Genomic DNA, 18,817 nt, shown 5'->3' on the forward strand with positions numbered 1-18,817 from the left:
CGGGCGGTGCCGGCTCAGTTCAGCTGTGCCCCGGCTTCGGCGAGCGCCGCCACCTCGGTGGCGCGGGCCCGCACCGCGGCGTCCGAGCCAAAGCCATAGCGTGCCCAGTGCTGCGAGTCGAGCCAGGCGGCCCGGGCCCCGGCGCTGTCGCCAAGCGCCGCGCAGGCCTCGGCGCGGATCATGAAGAGCGTGGCGGTCAGCGCGGCATTCTCGGCCGCCCGCGCGGGTGGGATGGCGCGCGCGCTCAGCGCCCGCGCCTCGGCAGGCCGGCCCGAAGAAAGGGCGAGGGCCGCGAGCTGCATGTCGACATGGGCGGCCTGCACCGCGGCCCCCGGCGTGGCGCGGAAAATCGCCCCCGCGGCGTGGAAGGCCGAAAGCGCCGCCTGCGGATCGTCCTTCAGACTGAGCCGGCCAAGCGCGAAGAGGGCAAAGCCGGTGCGGCTGTCACTCCAGCCTTCGGCCCGGGCGATCGCGACCGCCCGGGCCGCGGCGGCCTTGCGCCGGGCCGGGGAGCCGGGGCCGAAAGCGGTCTCGATCGCCTGCGCAAAGCGCGGCGGCGTCGGGTCGGCGGGCAGGGCCGTCACCGGCCCGCCCGTGGGGTTGATCCGGCCAAGCACGGCCGGCAGCCGTGCCGCCACCTCGGCCTCGCTCATCCCCGAATGCAGCTCGGGCGCGTAGGTCGCGCGCAGGATCAGCATGTCGTGGCGCGTCAGCACCGCCTGGAAATTGTCGTCGTTCCAGATCGAGTCGGGCAGCCGGTACAGGTCGTTCAGCGGGCCGAGCGCCTGGCTCACCTCCTCGTGCAGGCAATCGCGCAGCTCCTGCGGGCTGGCCTCGGCGGGGATGAAGACGGTGGCATCGCGGCGCACCGTCTGCGTCGTCCAGTCGGTCGCGCGGTCGCGCCGGCGGGCGCGGTAATCAGCCCAGTCCGTCACGTTCGGCACCACGAAACAGGCGGCGCCCGGCACCTCGGCCTGCAGCAGCCGTTTCGGCACGAAATCGAGGGTGATCCGGTTCGCCCCGCCAAGGCCGGTGCCGATTGCAATGCCCGCCTCGGTGCGCAGCCGCGCCGTCAGCCGGTCAAGCTCGGCGGGTGCATTGGCGGGCACCGCGCCGGCGACGGAGACGGTCACCGGCCCCTCGAAGCGGGTGAAGACCGGCAGGGCGCGCCCGGTCTCGAGCGCGAAGGACAGCTCGCGGAAATCGCGGGCGAGGGCGGCGTTCGAGAGCTCGCCGGGCCGTGGCGCCGGGGCCGGCGTGTCGAGCGGCAGTTCGGCACTCACCGCGCCGGCGCGGCTCGGCGGCGTCTGCGGCGCAGGGCCGGCGCAGCCGGCAAGCGCGACCGCAAGCGCGACCGCGACCGCCGCAAGGGCGTGCAGCGGTGCGGCCTGCAGCACGCGCGGCGTGGAAGATGTCGGACGCATGGCCGTCGTTCCCCGGGTGCAAACGATTGCGGTGCCTCAGCTTCGTCCGGCAAGCCCGTGGCTCGCAAGCAGAAAGGTCGGCCCCGAGGCGGCGCCGCCCGGCGATTGCGGTGCTCCGGTTGCGAAACTGGCCTGAAATTGTCCTTCCGGCGGAAACGCCGGCTGGCCGGTTCCGCCGAATCATCGCTGTGCTGCCATGCCGCCGGCGGCGCCGTTGCAGCGGCGGAAACAGTCCGCGCGGCATGGCTGCGGCCGCCGGTCCCATTCCTCCCCCGGCGATCGCGCGGCCAATCCTTCCGTTCGGGAGGCATTGTTGCGCCTTCGCGGTGCGGGGCGCGCCGAATCGCATGTCCGCGCCGGCCCCCCGCGATCGTGTCACCGCAGCGTCACCTCTCGCCTTGAACCCGGGCGTTCAAATCGCTACCTTGGGGACAACTTGAAATCGGAGGGCGTGCAATGGCGCCCAAGCGTCCCAGGTCTGCGGGCGCGTTCCCGAAACCGGTAGAGCCGACCGCGACCGTCCCCGCCGAGAAGGGCGAGCTTTATGCTGCGCTCGATCTTGGCACCAACAGTTGCCGGATGCTGATTGCCCGACCGAAGGGCGATCAGTTTCAGGTCGTGGACAGCTTTTCCAAAGCGGTCCAGCTCGGCCAGGGGCTTGAAGCCTCGGGCCGGCTGTCGCGTTCATCCATGGCGCGCACGGTGCAGGCGTTGCAGATCTGCCGGCGCAAGATCGAATCCCACGGCGTGAAACGCATGCGGCTGGTCGCGACCGAGGCCTGCCGGCGTGCCGGCAATGCCCGCGATTTCATCCGCTATGTGCGGCGCGAGACCGGCCTGCCGCTGGAAATCATCCCGCCCGAGGAAGAGGCGCGCCTCGCGGTGATCTCCTGCGCCTCGCTGGTCAGCCCGCGCACCGAACAGGTGCTGGTGGTCGACATCGGCGGCGGCTCGACCGAGCTCGTCTGGATCGACATCTCGAAGGTGCCGCCGGCCGACCGGGCGCGGGCGATCATGCGGATGTCGGGCGCGGGCGGGTTCCGCGCTCTCGAGGGGCCGGAACCCTCGGCACGGGTGGTCGACTGGATCTCGGTGCCGCTTGGCGTTGCCACGCTCAAGGACCAGTTCGCCGATGTCGAGGACGACGCGGCGCGCTTCGCGCTGATGAGCTGGTTCTTCGAGGAAAAACTGGCCGATTTCACCCCCTACAGCTCGGGCAGCCCGCAAGAGGGCTTCCAGATCATCGGCACCTCTGGCACGGTGACCACGGTCGCCGCCTGCCACCTCGGGCTGAAGCGCTATGACCGCACCCGCGTCGACGGGCTGACGATGTCCTCGGCGCAGATCGACGCGGTGATCCGGCGGTTCCTGCAGCTTGGCCCCGAGGGCCGGCGTGCCGATCCGCGCATCGGGCGCGACCGGCACACACTGATCATGTCGGGCGCGGCGATCTTGCAGGCGCTGATGCGGGTCTGGCCGACCGACCGGATGTCGGTGGCCGACCGCGGCCTGCGCGAGGGGCTGCTCTACGCACAGATGGCCGCCGATGGCGTGCTCGAGGAAATGGGCCCGATCTGAGGCCCGAGGAGAGAAAAATGGCGAAGACACCCTCCGGCAAGAACAGCTCGGGCCGCGGCCAGCGCGAATTGCGCGTGCGCGTGAAGACAGCAAAGGGGCGCAAGCTCAGCTCGACGCTCTGGCTCGAGCGGCAGCTGAACGACCCCTATGTCCTGCGCGCGAAGAAGGAAGGCTATCGCGGCCGCGCCGCCTTCAAGATCCTGGAGCTTGACGACAAGTTCCGCTTCCTGGTGCCGGGCGCGCGGGTCGTCGACCTTGGCTGCGCGCCGGGGGGCTGGTGCCAGGTCGCGGTGCAGCGGGTGAACGCGCTTGGCGAGAAGTCGGGCAAGCGGGTGGGCACCGTGCTCGGCGTCGATCTGCAGGAGGTGACGCCGATCACCGGCGCCGAGATCCACCAGCTTGATTTCCTCGACGAGGATGCCGACGAGAAGGTGAAGACCTGGCTCGGCGGCAGGGCCGATGTGGTGATGTCGGACATGGCCGCCGCCGCCTCGGGCAACCAGCAGGTCGACCATCTGCGCATCATCACCCTGTGCGAACACGCCGCCTATTTCGCCTTCGACGTGCTCGAGGAGGGCGGCACCTTTGTCGCCAAGGTGCTGGCGGGCGGCGCCGAGCAGGAGCTGCTGACCATCCTGAAAAAGAATTTCACCAAGGTCGCGAACGTCAAGCCGCCGGCTTCGCGCAAGGACAGTTCCGAGAAATTCGTGGTCGCGCAGGGCTTTCGCGGCAAGCGCCACGAGGGCGGGGCGGAAGATGAGGCAGAGCCTGCGACCTAAGTCGTAAGGCGCCCCTCCGCCGGGGGCATTTACACCTGTCCCGAACCGGCTATCCTTCCGTGCCTGACGCATCGGAAAGAGGGGAGGCTTTTCGCCATGCCGTCGATGAACACCATGCAACGCAACCACGCCGACATCGTGCAATCGGTGGTGACCTCGCCGCTGGCACTCGGCCGGGCGGGCTTTGCCGCAAGCTGGCGCCGCTCGCTCATCCACCACAAGCTCGACCCGGCGACACAACGCCCGATCGAGCGGCTCTCGACGCCCGAGATGCGGGCCCGGCGCGAGGCGGCGGGGCTTCTGGTGCGGGTCGCGAGCCCGGTGCTCGACCGGCTTGCGCGCGCGGCCTGCGACGCGGGCTGCACCGTGCTTCTGTCCGACGCGCAGGGGCTCGTCCTCGACGAGCGGGTGCGCGACGGCGACAAGCGCGAGTTCCACGCCTCGAACCTCGCGCCCGGCACCGACTGGTCGGAGGGGGCCGAGGGCACGAACGGCATCGGCACCTGTCTGGCCGAGGGCCGCGCCGTCACCGTCTGGCGCGACCAGCATTTCCGCTCGACCAACACCGGACTGACCTGCATGGGCTCGCCCGTCTTCGGCGCCACCGGCGAACTTGCCGGGGTGATCGACATCTCCTCGGTGCGCGACGACATGGCCGAGGGCTATGCAAGGATCGTCGCGCTCACCGTGCAGGACGCGGCGCAGCGGATCGAGGCGGACCTGTTCCGCGCCTCCTTCGAGGGGGCGCGGATCCTCTCGGCCGGGGCGGGCGAGAACGCGCCGCAAGGCGTGATGCTGCTGGCGCTTGACCGCGACGATCTGGTGATCGGCGCGACGCGGGCGGCGCGGCGTCACCTCGGCATCGAGGACAGCGCCATCGGCCGGCTGCCGGCGGATGATCTGTTCAGCGGGCAGACCACGCGCGGCGGACTGGAAGAAGCACAGCGCGCCGAGATGGCGCGGGCGCTCGCGCGCTCGGGCGGCAATGTCTCGGCCGCGGCGCGCGATCTCGGCATCGGTCGTGCCACCTTCTACCGCAAGGCGAAGGCGCTCGGGCTGCAGGTCTGAGCGTCAGAGTGCGGTGAGGTCGAGCACCCGCGCCTGCGGGCAGGCCTCGCGCGCGATCTCGCACAGGTGGCGGTGGTGGGTCAGGTAGATCACCTGCCCGTGGCGTGACATCTCGCCCAGAAGGGTGAAGGCCGCCGTGGCGCGGCCGTCGTCGAAGGTCTCCATGATGTCGTCGGCGATGAAGGGCACGGTCGGACGGCTGCGGGCGAGTTCCGCATAGCCCGCGATCCGCAGTGCCAGATAAAGCTGGAACCGCGTGCCTTTCGACAGGTCCGCCGCCAGTTTCGCGCCGCCCGCCGCGGGCAGCGCCACCAGCCGTTCCTGCGCGCCGTCGGGTTCGGCCGAAAGCCCGGCATAGGCGCCCCGCGACAGCGCCGCGAAGGCCTCGGAGGCGCGGGCGAGCATGGCGCTGCGATGGCTGTCGCGATAGCGCCGCAGCGCGGTTTCAAAGGCGATCAGGCCGAAGCGGGCGGCAAGATGGGCGCGGCTGTCTTCGGCCAGCGCATTGAGCAGGTTCGCGCGTTCGGCCTCGATCCGGGCGACGGCATCGTCGCCGCCCACCGCCTCGAGCCGCCGGCGTGCCTCGCGCAGCGCGGCAAAGCTTTCCTCGGCGTCGGCACGGGCGATCTCGGCGGCGCCTTGCAGCGCGGTTTCGCGCGCGGCGAGGCTGGCGTCGTCCTCGCCCCCGGCTTCGGGCTCGGGCTGAGCGGCAAGGTCGCGGGTCAGTCGCGCGATCTCGGTGCGCAGCGTGCCGGCCGTGCGGCAGGCGGCCAGATGCGTGACCAGATCCCGCCCGCGCAGCGTGGGCGCGCCAAGATGGGCGGCAATCCCGGCCTGTCCGGCCTCGTTCGCCTGTTGCGCGGCGCCGTCGGCGGCCTGCGCCGCGCGCAGCGCAGCCAGATCGGCGCCGAGGACCTCGCGCTGCCGCTCGATTTCCTCGGCGCGGCGCAAGCGGGCGGTCAGCGCGGCCCAAGGCGTGTCGTCGTCAAGCCCGAGGCGGGTGCGCAGATCGGCGAGCGCGGCGCGAAAACGGTCGCGGTTCGCCTCCATCTTCGTGATCCGGTCGGCAAGCGCGGCGTGGTTCGCGGCCTCCTGCCCGAGCCGGTCGAACAGGTCGAGCATCCGGCCCAGCCCCTCGATCTCGACGGGCTCGCCGGCCAGCGCGGTGTCCGCGGTCAGCGCGGCCCAGTCGGTATCCCATGCCGCAAGCTGCGCCGCGGCCTTTTCCAGCGCCTGTGCGCGGCGCAGGGCGGTCTCGCGCGCGGCCTCGGCGGCGCGGTCGAGATCGGCGATCCGGCCGGCGGCCTCGACCCGGGCGAGCGCCTCGGCACGCAGCGCGGCAAAACCGCCCGGGGCCGGCATCGGCTGGCCAAGCAGTGCCGCAAGCGCCTGTGCCGCGGCATCAACGGCGCCGGTTGTGCGCGTGGTCTCGGCCTCGGCCGCGGCGAGCCGTGCCTGCGCCGCAAGCGCCGTCTCGCGCGCGGAAAGCCACGACAGCAGCGCGTCGAGCCCGGCACCCGAGAGGCCAAGCGTCTCGGTCGCCGCCGCCACCTCGGCCAGATGCGCGGCGCGGGCCGCCTGTGCCGCACTCAGCTCCGTCATGGCCCGGTCCTGCGCGGCGGCCTCGCGGGCCTGAAGGCGCGCGGCCGCAAGCCGGTCGGCCGCCTCGGCGGTGATCCGGTCATCGGCGCGCAGCGCCGCCTCGAAGGCGCGGGCACTCTCGCGGGTCAGCGTCGCCAGATGCGCGGCCCAGAGCGCCTCGCGCCGGCTGCGCGCGGCATCGGCATCGGCCTCGGCGCCCGGGATGTCGGTCTCGCCGGGTGCGGAGGCGGTGGCCGCCAGCGCGCGGGTGGCATCGGTAAGCCCGGTGCGGGTCGTCTCGGCTGCCGCCTGCCAGCCGGCAAGCTGCCAGGGCGCGGGCACGGAAAGGGCGGCGAGTGTCTCCGCATCGCCGCGCCAGGGCGCAAGCGCCGCAAGCGCCTGGACAAGGTCTGCGCGGGCCAGGTCCTCGGTGCGGCGGGCGAGCGCCAGCGTGGCCGCCGGATCGTCGCGGCCGATCTGCGCGAGCAGGGCGCCGAGCGCGCATACATCGCTGCCGGCACCGGCGACGGTGCGGCGCGCTTCGGCCTCGGCAAGGGTGGCTTGCGCGGTCTCGGCCTCGGCGCCGGCCGCGGCGAGCGCGGCCTCGTGGCCCGAGCGGCGGGCGAGAGCGGCGCGCAGGGCGGCGAGCCGGGCAGGGCTGAGGAGCAGATCCGCGAGCGGCAGCCCGGCCCGGCCAAGCGCCGCCTGCGTCGCGCGCAGGCTCGCCTCGATCTGCTGCGCCGCGTCGATCCGGTGCGGCAGGTCAACGAGGGCGGTGTCATGCGGCGCGCTCAGCCCCTCGGCCGCGGCCAGATCCGCGGTGAGCGCCAGCACCGCCGGATCGGGGGCGAGGGCCGCGCGCCGGTCTTCGAGTGTCTGGGCCTGCGCCGCGGCGGCGGCCAGACGGCTGTCGATGCCGATCCGCGCCTCGGTCAGCGCGCGCAGCTGCTCGTCAAGCGCCGGGTCGGCCTCGGGCAGGGCGGCGAGGGGGGCAAGCTCGGCCAGGGCCGCGGCGAGGCGCTCGCGCAGCGGCCGCGCGGCGCGGGTCGCGCGGGCGGCGGCAAGGGCTGCATCGGCGGCATCGGCCGCGGCGCGGGTGCGGGTCCAGCCCTCCTCGGCCGCCGCCACCTCGCGCGCCAGTTTCTGCGCCGCCGCCGCGCTGGTGTCGAGATCGCGCCGCGCCCGGTCGAGCTCGCCAAGCCGCGCCTTTGCCTCGCGAACCGCGCCCTTGCGCTTGCCCGGCGCGTGGAAGGCGTCAAGCTCGGTCCGCATCGTCTCGAGTTCGGGGCCGAGGCCCGCAAGCCCGGCGCTGGCGGAAAACAGCATCTCGCCAAGGTCGCCACGGCTTGCCAGAATGCTGTCGCCACCGCGCTCGAGCGTGTCATCGTCGAGCGAGAACATCGCGCCATAGCCCTCGCGGCCAAGCCCGCCAAGCGCCGCCTGCAGCACGGTTTCAGGCAGGGGGGCGCCGTGCGCATCAAGCAGGCTGGCCGTGCTGCGCTTGATCCGGCTCAGCGCCAGCGGCCCGGCTTCGGTGCGGATCGTGGCGCCGATGCGCATCGTCGGCCCGGGGTGCAGGAAGTCATAGCGGCTGCGCAGCGGGATGCCGAACAGCAGGTCGAGCCAGGCCGAGAAGATCGTCGACTTGCCGGCCTCGTTCGGGCCGAAGAGGACATGCAGGTCGGGGCCGCCGGGCTCGGGCGCGGGGAAGTCGAGCACGGTGTCGGTGAAGCGGCCATAGCGCGCCAGGTCAAGCCGGTCGAGCCGCATCAGCCCTCCTCCCCGCCGGGGGCGAGGCGGGCGAGGAGCTGCGCCGTGCCGGTGGCGAGAAGCGCGGCGCAGCCGGCCTCGAGCGCGGCCTCGTCCTCGCCCAGAAGGTTGCGCAGCTCGGGCGGCAGGTCGTGCAGCAGTTCCTCGGCGGTCTTGCGCAGCTGCGCGGCAAGGCCCGCGTCGCCCGGCAGGTCGTCGTTGAGCAGGCGCAAAAGGTCGGCGGGCAGGCGGCCGGCCTGCACATCGCCACCACTCACCCGCGCTTCGAGCTTGTCGATCCAGACCCCGCCGATCGCCTCGGCGGCGGCGCGCGCCTCCTCGGTCAGCCGGTCGAGGTCGCGCCCGATCCGCCAGGCAAGCGGCGTCGTGCCGGCGAGCACCGGGCGCAGCACCAGCGCCGTGCCCTTTGCCGCCTCTGCCGCGTCGCGCAAAGCCGCCGCAAGCCGGCCGGGCAGGGCGGCCCAGTCGGTGATCCCGCTCAGGTCAAGCTCGACCCGCTCGAAGCGCAGCGGCGCGACGGCGCGCGGCTCGGTCGTCACCGTGCCGTCGTCGGTGACGGTGACGAGGGTGACGGTCTTTTCCCCGCTTTCGCCGATGTCGCGGCCCTGCGGCATGCCGGGCATGACGACGACCGACCGGCCTCGGTATTCGGCGCGGCGGTGGATATGGCCAAGCGCCCAGTAGTCATACCCCTGCGCATCGAGATCGGCGACCGCGCAGGGGGCGTAATTGTCGTGCCCGGGGCTGCCGTTCAGGCTGGTGTGCATCATGCCGATGTTGATCGCGCCCGGCACCGGGGCGGGATAGCGCGGCAACAGGCTTTCGGCGGCGCTGTCCTGCGCGAAGCTCAGCCCGTGCACGGCGATGGGGCGGCCCGCCGCCTCGAACAGCTCGGTCGCGGCGCGGCCGCCGAAGACATGGGTGCCGGGCGGCGGCTCGAGCTCGCGCGTCACTTTCGACATCGCGTCATGGTTGCCGCGGATGAGGAAGGTGCGAATCCCCGCGGCCCCCAGACGGGCAAGCTCCTGGCGCAGGAACCGCGGCGTCTTCGCCGAGCCCTGCGCGCCGTCCCACAGATCGCCCGCGATCAAGAGCGCGTCGACCGCTTCGCCCAGGCACAGATCGACGATCCGGCTCAGCGCGGTGCGGGTGGCGGTGCCGACCTCGGCGGCCAGCACCGGATCGCGCAGCGCCAGCGACACGAGCGGCGAGTCGAGATGCAGGTCGGCGGTATGGACGAAACGGAATGCCACGGCGGGAAGGGGCCTTTCGGGAACCGCGCCAGAAGACCAGATCGGGCAGGGCCGAGGCAAGCGGAAAGCGCAGCCGGCGCGCCGGCGGAAACCCCCGCGGCGGCACCGCGCTCCATTGACGGGGCGGGCCCGATCTGCGATGCCGCTCGCCTCTGACGAAGGAGAGCATCATGCAGGACAAACTGCCCGAGCGCCCGGAACTGGATCTGCTGATCGTCGTCACGGAGCTGCACGCCGAGCGCGGTGCCGTCGACCGTGCCGCGCTGCAGGTGGTGGCGCGGGGTCGTGGGCTCGAGGTGGCGCGGCCGCTGCCGGGGCTGATCGGCGCCGGCCTTGTCGCCGAGATCACCCGCCGGCCGTCCTTCCTGAAGCGCCTGTTCGGCGCCCGGGACGAGGTGGTGCTGGCACCGACCGAGGCCGGACGGGCCCTGATCGCCGCGCTGAACGGCGAGACGGCGGCCGACGCTGCCGCGGCCGAACCGGCCGCCGTCGAGGCCGTCGCGCCGGAAATGCCGGTCGCCGTCGAGGCGGCGCCGGAAGAGGTGCCCGTCGAAGCCCCGGCCGCCCCGGAGGCTGCACCGCTGGTGCTTGAGCCCTCCGCGCCGGAAGCCCCGGTGGCCGAGATTGCGGTGACCGAGATCCCCGCCGCCGAGATTGCAGTGACCGAGCCGCTGATCGCGCAAGCCCCGGCCGTAGAGGTGGCGCCGGTCGAACCGGCCGCCGAAGACATCCCCGCCGCGGCCGCACCGCCGCGCCGCGTGCCGCCGCGCCCGACGCCGGCCCGCGCCCGGGTGATCGGCTTCACCGAGGAGCTGGGCGGCGCCCCCGAGGAGGTGCCGGCGATCGCCCCCGTTGCCGTCGATCCGGCGGTGATGGACGGGCTGCGCGAGCTGCTTGAAAGCCTCGGCATGGAAATGACCATGGCCGGCGAGGCGCTGATCGGCACCCGCATCGCGCAGGGTTTCTCGGCCGGCGAGGCCCTGTCGCAGCTCGTGCTCTTCGCCTTCGCCCATGCGATCCGCCACGACATCCTGTTCCATGGCGAGATGCGCGCGCTTGGCCTGTCGGAATATGCGATCGAGGTGATGCGCGAGGTCGAGAAGCTGCGTGATGCGGGCGAGGTCGGCGAGGCGCGCTTCGAGGACGACATGCGGGCACTTTGGGCGTTGCTCGAGGAGGCGCCCGATCGCGATGCGCGTCTCGATGCGCTGCTTGCCGATCCGGTCGGCGGCGCCGCGCCGGTGGCGGTGCTGCCCGAGGATCTGCGCAGCGCCGAGGAGACGGAAGAGGAGGACGAGGGCTTCTGAGCCCCGTCCTTTTCCGCAGCTTCCGGGTTTCTGCGCCTGCACCTGTCTCAGCCCCGAGACAGTCGGCCATTCGGCGCGCGCATTGCGGCTATGCAACTCCGGAAAGCTGGCGCACCCTGATCGCATCGCGGGTCGTGGAGGACCCGCAGCATTCAGGGAGGAAATCCAGATGGCAACCGACATGTCGGCCGAGTTCAAGGGCGTGATGGTGTCGCCGTTCAAGGCGCGCTACGACAACTTCATCGGCGGCAAGTTCGTGCCGCCGGTCAGCGGCAAGTATTTCGACAACATCACCCCGATCACCGGCGGCAAGATCTGCGAAGTGGCGCGCTCCGACGCCGCCGACATCGAGCTGGCGCTCGATGCCGCCCATGCCGCGAAGGACGCCTGGGGCACCACCTCGGCCGCGCACCGCTCGAACGTGCTGCTGAAGATCGCCGACCGGCTCGAAGCGAACCTCGACCTGCTCGCGGCCGCCGAGACCTGGGACAACGGCAAGCCGATCCGCGAGACGACCGCCGCCGACATCCCGCTGTCGATCGACCATTTCCGCTACTTCGCCGGTGTGCTGCGTTCGCAGGAAGGCTCGATGTCGGAAATCGACAATGACACCGTCGCCTATCACTACCACGAGCCGCTCGGCGTCGTCGGCCAGATCATTCCGTGGAACTTCTCGATCCTGATGGCGGCGTGGAAGCTTGCTCCGGCGCTCGCCGCCGGCAACTGCATCGTGATGAAGCCCGCCGAGCAGACCCCGGCCGCGATCATGGTTCTGGCCGAGCTGATCCAGGACATCCTGCCCCCGGGCACGCTGAACATCGTCAACGGCATGGGCCCGGAAGTCGGTGCGCCGCTCGCCAAGTCGCCGCGCATCGCCAAGATCGCCTTCACCGGCTCGACCGCGACCGGCCGCAAGATCATGCAGGCCGCGACCGAGAACCTGATCCCGGTCACGCTCGAACTCGGCGGCAAGTCGCCGAACATCTTCTTCTCGGACGTGATGGCGAAGGATGACGCCTTCCTCGACAAGGCGGTCGAAGGCTTCGTGCTCTTCGCCTTCAACCAGGGCGAGGTCTGCACCTGCCCGTCGCGCGCGCTGATCCAGGAAGACATCTACGAGGCTTTCATCGAGCGCGCCATCGCCCGGGTCAAGGCGATCAAGCAGGGCGACCCGCGCCTGATGGAGACCATGGTCGGCGCCCAGGCGAGCCAGGAACAGCAGGACAAGATCCTGTCCTATCTGCAGATCGGCCGCCAGGAAGGCGCCGAGGTGCTGGTCGGCGGTGACGCCGCGCGCTTCAACGGCGAGCTCTCGAACGGCTTCTACATCCAGCCGACGATCCTCAAGGGCCACAACAAGATGCGCGTGTTCCAGGAGGAAATCTTCGGGCCGGTCGTCTCGGTGACCACCTTCAAGGATGAGGCGGAGGCGCTGCATATCGCCAACGACACGATGTATGGCCTTGGCGCCGGCGTCTGGTCGCGCGACATCAACACCTGCTACCGCTTCGGCCGCCACATCCAGGCCGGGCGCGTCTGGGTCAACAACTACCACGCCTATCCGGCCCATGCGGCCTTCGGCGGCTACAAGCAGTCGGGCATCGGTCGCGAGACCCACAAGATGATGCTCGACCACTACCAGCAGACCAAGAACATGCTGGTCTCCTACAATCCGAACAAGCTGGGCTTCTTCTGAGACCTCCCCAGCCCAGCGGGGCCGCCCCTTCGGGGGCGGTCCTCTTTTCCGGACACCTCCCCCCCCTTCGTCCGGCTCGGCCGTCCGCCCCGCGGGCGGCCTTTTCCGTTGCGCAGACGGGGCCCGCGCGCGGCGACGGGGGCCGAGCTCAGGGCGCCTTGCGGAACTGCGACGGGGTCTTGCCGGTGCGGGCGTGGAAGGCGCGGGTGAAATAGGCGGCGCTGGTGTAGCCCAGCACTTCCGAGATTTCCTTCACCGGCGCACGGGTTTCCGACAGCAGCCGCCGCGCCTCATAAAGACGGCGGTCCTGCAGCAGATCGGAGGCGGCGCGGCCGCAGCTTGAGCGGCACGACCGGGTCAGATGGGTGGGCGTCACGCCAAGCTGGGCGGCATAGTCCGCCACGCCATGACCCGAGCGGAATTCGCGCTCGAGCAAGGTCGCATAGCGCGCCACCAGCTTGCGCGCGGCATCGGGGGCGGGCAGGTCGTTCGCGCCCGAGGCCGCCTGCCGCTCGAGCCAGACGCTGAGCAGGCCAAGGTGGTGATGCACCGCGCGATCGGCCGCCGGCCGGTCGCTTTCACTTTCGCGCTGCGCCGCCTCGAGCAGGGCATTGAGCTCGACCTGCGAGGCGGCGTCGCGGATGCGCAGATGCAGCGCGCCCTGCGGCAGCGGCAGGGTGCATTCCGCCCCGAAGAAGACTGCGGTGCCATGCGTCTGCGGGCTCATGTCGAAACCGTGCATCACGCCCGCCGGGATGAAGATCGCGTTATGCGCGCCATAGCCGCGGGTGGTGCCGCCGACGGTGATCCGGCCCTGGCCGCGGGTGAACCACAGCAGGCAGGGCTCGGACAGCGCGCGCATCGCCTCGACCCGCCAGCGCCCGCCCTGGGCAAGCCGGGCGATCGGCATCAGACGCAGCTGCGAGGGCGCAGAGGGCAGGCAGGCGGCCTGCCGCTCGCGCGGCGTCTCGCCGGCGGGGGAACGGGACAGATGCGACAGCGGCGGTGCGGTGAAGAGTTTCACGGGCAGGGTCCGGTTGGCTTGCTACGGGCGCAGCATAGGAGAGAAGCCGTTTCCGTTACCAACAGAAAATTCAGCCCCTTGCGGGATGTTGCCGGTGCGACTCAGGGGGTCTGGATGTTGTGCCAGTTCCGCATCCGGCTACGAAACCAGGTGCGCTGCCGCTTGGCATATTGGCGCGAGGCGGCCTGCGCCTGCGCCGTTGCGGTCTCGAGGTCGATCTCGCCGCGCAGATGGGCGACGAGTTCGGGCGCGCCGATCGCCTTGGCCCAGAGCGCGCGCGGCTCCCAGACCGGCAGCATCGCCCGCACCTCCTCGAGCGCGCCCTGCTCGAGCATCCCGGCAAAGCGGCGGTCGATCCGCCCGGCGAGCCAGTCGCGGCCGGCGTCGAGCACAAGCGGCGTGCAGGCCTGAAGCGGCAAGAGCGGCGCAGGGGTCGCGTCCTGCCAGGCGGCAAGGCCGCGTCCGGTCGCCCGCTGCACCTCCCAGGCGCGCTGCACCCGCACCGGGTTCAGCCGGTCGATCCGCGCCGCGGTCTCGGCATCAAGCGCGGCGAGCAGCGCCGCCACGCCTTCGGCCGCAAGCCGCGCATCGGCCTCGGCCCGCACCGCGGCAGGCGTCGGCGGGATCTCGGCCAGCCCCTCGGTCAGCGCGGTGAAGTAAAGCCCGGTGCCGCCGACCAGGATCGGCCGCGGCCCGGTGCCGGCGCGGAACGCAGCCAGGACCGGCGCCACCTCGCGCAGCCAGGCGCCGACGGAATAGTCCTCTCCGGGGGCCTTGTGACCATAGAGCCGGTGCGGCGCGAGCGCCTCTTCCGCGGCCGAAGGGCGCGCCGACAGCAGCCGCCAGCACGACCAGACCTGCAGCGCGTCGGCATTCACCACCACCCCGCCGCGCGCCTGTGCCAGCGCCAATGCCAGCGCCGATTTGCCGCTCGCCGTCGCCCCGGCGATCAGAACGGGACGGTCGTCCGGAATTTTATCAAGCGGTATCATTGGCTTGCGGAACAGTCCCAAGGCAAGGGGCAGGGCGCTGACGCCCGCTGACGACGGATGGAATTCCCGAGTTGAACCCGGAGGCCATTTGCGACATTTTGCGCCGCAATGACAACCGAAATGAGGATCCCCGGGATGAGTGCAGAGGCTGAGCCGACTGTGAAGTACAAACGCGTGCTCCTGAAGATCTCGGGCGAGGCGCTGATGGGGGATCAGGGCTACGGGCTGCACCCGCCCACCGTCGCCCGCATCGCCCGCGAAGTGAAGACGGTGCATGATCTCGGCGTCGAGATCTGCATGGTGATCGGTGGCGGCAACATCTTCCGCGGCCTTGCCGGCGCCGCCCAGGGGATGGAACGGACCACCGCCGATTACATGGGCATGCTGGCCACGGTGATGAACGCACTCGGCATGCAGGCGCAGCTCGAGGCGCTCGGCATCCATACCCGGGTGATCTCGGCGATTCCGATGGACCAGGTCTGCGAGCCCTACATCCGCCGCCGCGCCGTGCGCCACCTCGAGAAGAAGCGGATCTGCATCTTCGCCGCGGGCACCGGCAACCCGTATTTCACCACCGACACCGCAGCCACGCTGCGCGCCAACGAGATGAACTGCGAGGCGATCTTCAAGGGCACCAAGGTCGATGGCGTCTATGACAAGGACCCGAAGAAGTTCGCGGATGCCAAGCGCTACGATCAGGTCAGCTACGACGAGTGCCTGCAGAAGAACCTCGGCGTGATGGATGCCTCGGCGATCGCGCTCGCGCGCGACAACAACCTGCCGATCATCGTGTTCTCGCTCGACGAGCCGGGTGGCTTCCGCGGCATTCTGGCGGGGCAGGGCACCTATACCACGGTGAAGGGGTAAGGCCGGCGGATTTCCGCGCCTTTGCCTTTTCCTGGCCGAAATACTCCGGGGGTTCGGGGGCTGGCCCCCGAAAGCCCTACCCAAGGCCGCGCGCTGCGGCTAAAGAAAGACAGACTTCAAGATCCGGGGGATAACCCATGTCCGACGACATCGAAATCGACACCGACGACCTCGAACGCCGCATGGAAGGCGCGATGGCCTCGCTCAAGCATGAATTCGGCTCGCTGCGCACCGGCCGTGCCTCTGCCTCGATGGTGGAGCCGATCCTGGTCGACGCCTACGGCTCGCTGACGCCGATCAACCAGGTCGGCACGATCAACGTGCCCGAGCCGCGGATGGTCACTGTCAACGTCTGGGACAAGGGCCTGATCAACAAGGTCGAGAAGGCGATCCGCGAGTCGGGCCTCGGCATCAACCCGCAGACCAACGGCCCGATCATCATGCTGCCGATCCCCGAACTGAACGAGGAACGCCGCAAGGAGCTGACCAAGGTCGCCGCGCAATATGCCGAAAGCGCCCGCGTCGCGATCCGCAACGTGCGCCGCGACGGCATGGACCAGATCAAGAAGGCGAAGGCCTCGGGCATGTCCGAGGACGACGTGAAGTTCTGGGAATCCGAGGTCGAGGAGCTGACGAAGAAGCATATCGCCGTCATCGACAAGGCACTCGAGGCGAAACAGGCGGAGATCATGCAGGTCTGAGCCGACCTGCAGTCCCCGCAAGCAAAGAGGCCTTTGATGCCCGCGAGTGAGCCCCTGGCCGGCTGTGGCCCCGTCGATTACGGCGTGCCGCATGTCGCCATCATCATGGACGGCAACGGCCGCTGGGCGAAGAACCGCGGCTGGCCGCGGCTCGTCGGCCACCGCCGCGGCGCCGAGCGGGTGAAGGAGATCGTCCGCGCCTGCCCGGATCTGGGCGTGCGCTGGCTCACCGTCTATGCCTTTTCGACCGAGAACTGGAAGCGCTCGACCGAGGAGGTGCTCGGCCTGATGGGCATCTTCGCGCGCTACATCGAGAAGGAGGCCGACGGCCTCTCGGGCGAAGGCGTGCGGATGCGCTTCATCGGCGCGCGCGAACGGCTCGATCCGAAGCTGCAGGCGCTGATGGCCGGGATCGAGGCGCGCACCGCGCCGAACACCCGGCTGAATCTGACCGTGGCGATCAATTACGGCGGCCGCGACGAGCTGCGCCGCGCTGCGGTGCGGCTGGCGGAAGATGCCGCCGCAGGCCGCATCGCCCCCGACGCGATCGACGAGGCGGCCTTTGCCGCCCGGCTCGACACCGCGGGCATTCCCGACCCGGATCTGGTGATCCGCACCTCGGGCGAGACCCGGACCTCGAATTTCCTGCCCTGGCAGGCGGCCTATTCCGAATACGAGTTCACCCCCACGCTCTGGCCCGATTTCGGTCCGGCCGAGCTCGAGAAGGTCCTTGCGGTGTTCAGCACCCGCGAGCGGCGCTTTGGCGGAGCGAAGGCATGAGCACCCAGGGCACGACACCGGCCACCGGCTCGCGCTGGACCGACCTGCGGCCGCGGGTGCTTTCCGGGCTGGTGATGGTGGCGATCGGCGCCATCACGATCTGGCTGGGCGGCAAGACCTTCGGCCTGCTCGCGGTGGTCGTCTGCGGGCTGATGATCTGGGAGCTGGCGACGATGACGACGCCGGCAGGCAGCGGGCGCGGCCCCTCGGTGGGGCTTGCCCTGCTGGCCGCGGCCCTGATGGCGGTGGTGCTCTACTGGCCGGGCGCGCTCACCCGCTGGGCGCTGCTGGTGCCGGTGATCGTGGGCGCGGCGCTGCCGCGGCGCGACCGTCTGGTCTTTGCGCTTTACGCCTTTGCGGTGATGGCGGCGAGCTATGGGCTGATCGTGCTGCGCATCAACGCGGGGGCGCTGGTGATCCTGTGGATCGTGACCATCGTCGTCGTTTCGGACGTGGCGGGCTATTTCGCCGGCCGCGCGATCGGCGGGCCGAAGTTCTGGCCGCGGGTCAGCCCGAAGAAGACCTGGTCGGGCACCGTCGCGGGCTGGATCGGCGCGGTGGCCGTGGGGGTGGGCTTTGCCGCGCTCGGCTGGGGCGGCTGGACGCTTGTGTGGCTGTCGCCGCTCACCGCCTTCGCCGGGCAGATGGGCGATATCGCGGAAAGCGCGATCAAGCGGCGGACGGGTGTGAAGGACAGCTCGCACCTGATCCCCGGCCATGGCGGCGTGCTCGACCGGTTCGACGCGCTGATCGGGGCGGTGGTTTTCCTGCTGATCGTGATGAAATTCATGCGGCTGCCCTTCGACGGGATGTGACGGATGCGCAAGGTTTCGGTTTTCGGCTCCACCGGCTCGATCGGTGTGAACACGCTCGACCTGCTGGTGCGGCAGGGCGGTGCAGAGGCGTTTCAGGTGGTGGCGCTGACCGGCGGCCACAATGTCGACCTGCTGGCGAGCCAGGCGCGCGAGCTGCGCGCCGAGGTCGCGGTGACCGCGCATGAGGACCGGCTGCCGGCGCTGCGCGCGGCGCTGCACGGCTCGGGGATCGAGGCCGCGGCGGGCCCGGCGGCGCTGATCGAGGCGGCCGAGCGGCCGGCCGACTGGATCATGTCGGCCATCGTCGGGGCGGCGGCAATCGCGCCCGGCTTCGCGGCGCTGAAGCACGGCACGACGCTCGCGCTCGCCAACAAGGAAAGCCTGGTCGCCGCCGGGCCGCTGCTTCTGGCCGAGGCGCGGCGGCGCGGCGCGCGGATCCTGCCCGTCGACAGCGAGCATTCGGCGGTCTTTCAGGCCCTCGTCGGCGAGGAGATGGCGGCGGTCGAACGGATCATCATCACCGCCTCGGGCGGTGCCTTCCGCGACTGGCCGCTTGAGCGGCTCGCCACCGCGACCGTCGCCGCGGCCTCGACCCATCCGAACTGGGCGATGGGGCAGCGGATCACCATCGACAGCGCCTCGATGTTCAACAAGGCGCTGGAAGTCATCGAAACGAAAGAGTTTTTTGGCGTCGATCCCGATATCATCGAGGTTCTCGTGCACCCCGAGAGCCTGGTGCATGCGCTGGTCGGCTTCCGCGACGGGGCGCTGATGGCGCATCTGGGCGCGCCCGACATGCGCCATGCGATCGGCTATGCGCTGAACTGGCCCGAGCGGGCCGAGCTGCCGGTGGCGCGGCTCGACCTGGCGCAGATCGGATCGCTCAGCTTCCGCGCCCCCGATCCGGTCCGCTTCCCGGCGCTGCGCCTCGCGCGTGAGGTGATGGCGATCGGCGGCACCGCGGGGGCGGCCTTCAACGCGGCAAAAGAGGTCGCACTCGACGGTTTCATCGCGGGGCAGATCGGCTTTCTCGACATGGCGCGGCTGGTCGAGTCGGTGCTCGCGGACATGTGCGCGCGGCAAGGGCTTGGAAATGCCGCCGTCAGCCTCGATAACGTCCTGCATACCGATGCCGAAGCCCGCACCCGCGGGCGCGAAAGAATTTCGACCGGAAGGATCTGA

General features: G+C 70.9%; 15 protein-coding genes. 10 read left to right on the forward strand and 5 right to left on the reverse strand.

Annotated features, from left to right (window positions below; translation table 11 throughout):
* Positions 1-14: 14 nt before the first annotated feature.
* A complete protein-coding gene (locus EOW66_RS17015; protein ID WP_128157488.1) occupies positions 15-1,424 on the reverse strand; it encodes a DUF2927 domain-containing protein in 1,410 nt (469 codons plus the stop codon).
* Between the two features lie 456 nt (positions 1,425-1,880).
* Here EOW66_RS17015 and EOW66_RS17020 point away from each other — a divergent pair, with 456 nt between their 5' ends.
* The 3 genes from EOW66_RS17020 to EOW66_RS17030 all read left to right on the forward strand — a co-directional run bounded on the left by EOW66_RS17020 (position 1,881) and on the right by EOW66_RS17030 (position 4,849).
* Positions 1,881-3,002, forward strand: coding sequence for a Ppx/GppA phosphatase family protein (locus EOW66_RS17020; protein ID WP_113900171.1), 1,122 nt, complete (start codon positions 1,881-1,883; stop codon positions 3,000-3,002).
* Positions 3,003-3,019: 17 nt separating this feature from the next.
* Positions 3,020-3,781, forward strand: a complete 762-nt coding sequence (locus tag EOW66_RS17025) for an RlmE family RNA methyltransferase (protein ID WP_113900172.1) — start codon at positions 3,020-3,022, stop codon at positions 3,779-3,781.
* 96 nt (positions 3,782-3,877) lie between these two features.
* Entirely contained in the window at positions 3,878-4,849 is a 972-nt protein-coding gene (locus EOW66_RS17030) for a GAF domain-containing protein (protein ID WP_239017623.1), read from the forward strand.
* Between the two features lie 3 nt (positions 4,850-4,852).
* Here the strand turns inward: EOW66_RS17030 and EOW66_RS17035 are convergent, their stop codons facing one another.
* Both EOW66_RS17035 and EOW66_RS17040 read right to left on the reverse strand, forming a co-directional pair.
* Entirely contained in the window at positions 4,853-8,200 is a 3,348-nt protein-coding gene (locus EOW66_RS17035) for a YhaN family protein (protein WP_128157489.1), read from the reverse strand.
* Positions 8,200-9,453, reverse strand: coding sequence for a metallophosphoesterase family protein (locus EOW66_RS17040; RefSeq protein ID WP_128157490.1), 1,254 nt, complete (start codon positions 9,451-9,453; stop codon positions 8,200-8,202). Before EOW66_RS17040 ends, EOW66_RS17035 begins: the two co-directional genes overlap by 1 nt.
* Positions 9,454-9,623: 170 nt before the next feature.
* Here EOW66_RS17040 and EOW66_RS20515 point away from each other — a divergent pair, with 170 nt between their 5' ends.
* On the forward strand, positions 9,624-10,760 hold the full coding sequence (locus EOW66_RS20515) for a hypothetical protein (RefSeq protein ID WP_206363731.1): 1,137 nt from the start codon (positions 9,624-9,626) through the stop codon (positions 10,758-10,760).
* 169 nt (positions 10,761-10,929) lie between these two features.
* Entirely contained in the window at positions 10,930-12,456 is a 1,527-nt protein-coding gene (gene adh, locus EOW66_RS17050; RefSeq protein ID WP_239017624.1) for an aldehyde dehydrogenase, read from the forward strand.
* A 148-nt stretch (positions 12,457-12,604) separates the two neighbouring features.
* On the opposite strand, the gene EOW66_RS17055 is transcribed toward adh, so the two are convergent.
* Both EOW66_RS17055 and miaA read right to left on the reverse strand, forming a co-directional pair.
* Positions 12,605-13,480 carry an AraC family transcriptional regulator gene (locus EOW66_RS17055; protein ID WP_128157491.1) on the reverse strand — a complete coding sequence of 292 codons (876 nt, stop codon included), beginning with the start codon at positions 13,478-13,480 and terminating at the stop codon, positions 12,605-12,607.
* A gap of 101 nt (positions 13,481-13,581) precedes the next feature.
* Positions 13,582-14,472: a tRNA (adenosine(37)-N6)-dimethylallyltransferase MiaA gene (gene miaA / locus EOW66_RS17060; protein ID WP_128157492.1), complete on the reverse strand. Its 891-nt coding sequence runs from the start codon at positions 14,470-14,472 to the stop codon at positions 13,582-13,584.
* 135 nt (positions 14,473-14,607) lie between these two features.
* On the opposite strand from miaA, the gene pyrH reads away from it, so the two are divergent.
* The 5 genes from pyrH (at position 14,608) to dxr (ending at position 18,817) form a co-directional block, all read left to right on the forward strand.
* A complete protein-coding gene (gene pyrH / locus EOW66_RS17065; protein ID WP_128157493.1) occupies positions 14,608-15,339 on the forward strand; it encodes a UMP kinase in 732 nt (243 codons plus the stop codon).
* A 137-nt stretch (positions 15,340-15,476) separates the two neighbouring features.
* A complete protein-coding gene (frr, locus tag EOW66_RS17070; RefSeq protein WP_113900178.1) occupies positions 15,477-16,040 on the forward strand; it encodes a ribosome recycling factor in 564 nt (187 codons plus the stop codon).
* A gap of 36 nt (positions 16,041-16,076) precedes the next feature.
* The gene (gene uppS, locus EOW66_RS17075; RefSeq protein WP_128157494.1) at positions 16,077-16,820 is read left to right on the forward strand and encodes a polyprenyl diphosphate synthase; all 744 of its coding nucleotides are present in this window, start codon (positions 16,077-16,079) and stop codon (positions 16,818-16,820) included.
* Positions 16,817-17,635: a phosphatidate cytidylyltransferase gene (locus tag EOW66_RS17080; protein ID WP_128157495.1), complete on the forward strand. Its 819-nt coding sequence runs from the start codon at positions 16,817-16,819 to the stop codon at positions 17,633-17,635. Before uppS ends, EOW66_RS17080 begins: the two co-directional genes overlap by 4 nt.
* A 3-nt stretch (positions 17,636-17,638) precedes the next feature.
* Entirely contained in the window at positions 17,639-18,817 is a 1,179-nt protein-coding gene (dxr, locus tag EOW66_RS17085) for a 1-deoxy-D-xylulose-5-phosphate reductoisomerase (RefSeq protein WP_128157496.1), read from the forward strand.

This window comes from Paenirhodobacter huangdaonensis, assembly GCF_004022465.1.
Classification (GTDB): domain Bacteria; phylum Pseudomonadota; class Alphaproteobacteria; order Rhodobacterales; family Rhodobacteraceae; genus Rhodobacter; species Rhodobacter huangdaonensis.

Excerpts from the sequence above, each read along its gene's own strand:
- uppS (WP_128157494.1), top strand. The coding sequence starts at position 16,077 with ATGCCCGCGAGTGAGCCCCTGGCCGGCTGTGGCCCCGTCGATTACGGC.
- EOW66_RS17020 (WP_113900171.1), top strand. The coding sequence starts at position 1,881 with ATGGCGCCCAAGCGTCCCAGGTCTGCGGGCGCGTTCCCGAAACCGGTA.
- pyrH (WP_128157493.1), top strand. The coding sequence starts at position 14,608 with ATGAGTGCAGAGGCTGAGCCGACTGTGAAGTACAAACGCGTGCTCCTG.
- dxr (WP_128157496.1), top strand. The coding sequence starts at position 17,639 with ATGCGCAAGGTTTCGGTTTTCGGCTCCACCGGCTCGATCGGTGTGAAC.
- EOW66_RS20515 (WP_206363731.1), top strand. The coding sequence starts at position 9,624 with ATGCAGGACAAACTGCCCGAGCGCCCGGAACTGGATCTGCTGATCGTC.
- EOW66_RS17035 (WP_128157489.1), bottom strand. The coding sequence starts at position 8,200 with ATGCGGCTCGACCGGCTTGACCTGGCGCGCTATGGCCGCTTCACCGAC.
- adh (WP_239017624.1), top strand. The coding sequence starts at position 10,930 with ATGGCAACCGACATGTCGGCCGAGTTCAAGGGCGTGATGGTGTCGCCG.
- frr (WP_113900178.1), top strand. The coding sequence starts at position 15,477 with ATGTCCGACGACATCGAAATCGACACCGACGACCTCGAACGCCGCATG.
- miaA (WP_128157492.1), bottom strand. The coding sequence starts at position 14,472 with ATGATACCGCTTGATAAAATTCCGGACGACCGTCCCGTTCTGATCGCC.
- EOW66_RS17030 (WP_239017623.1), top strand. The coding sequence starts at position 3,878 with ATGCCGTCGATGAACACCATGCAACGCAACCACGCCGACATCGTGCAA.
- EOW66_RS17080 (WP_128157495.1), top strand. The coding sequence starts at position 16,817 with ATGAGCACCCAGGGCACGACACCGGCCACCGGCTCGCGCTGGACCGAC.
- EOW66_RS17015 (WP_128157488.1), bottom strand. The coding sequence starts at position 1,424 with ATGCGTCCGACATCTTCCACGCCGCGCGTGCTGCAGGCCGCACCGCTG.
- EOW66_RS17025 (WP_113900172.1), top strand. The coding sequence starts at position 3,020 with ATGGCGAAGACACCCTCCGGCAAGAACAGCTCGGGCCGCGGCCAGCGC.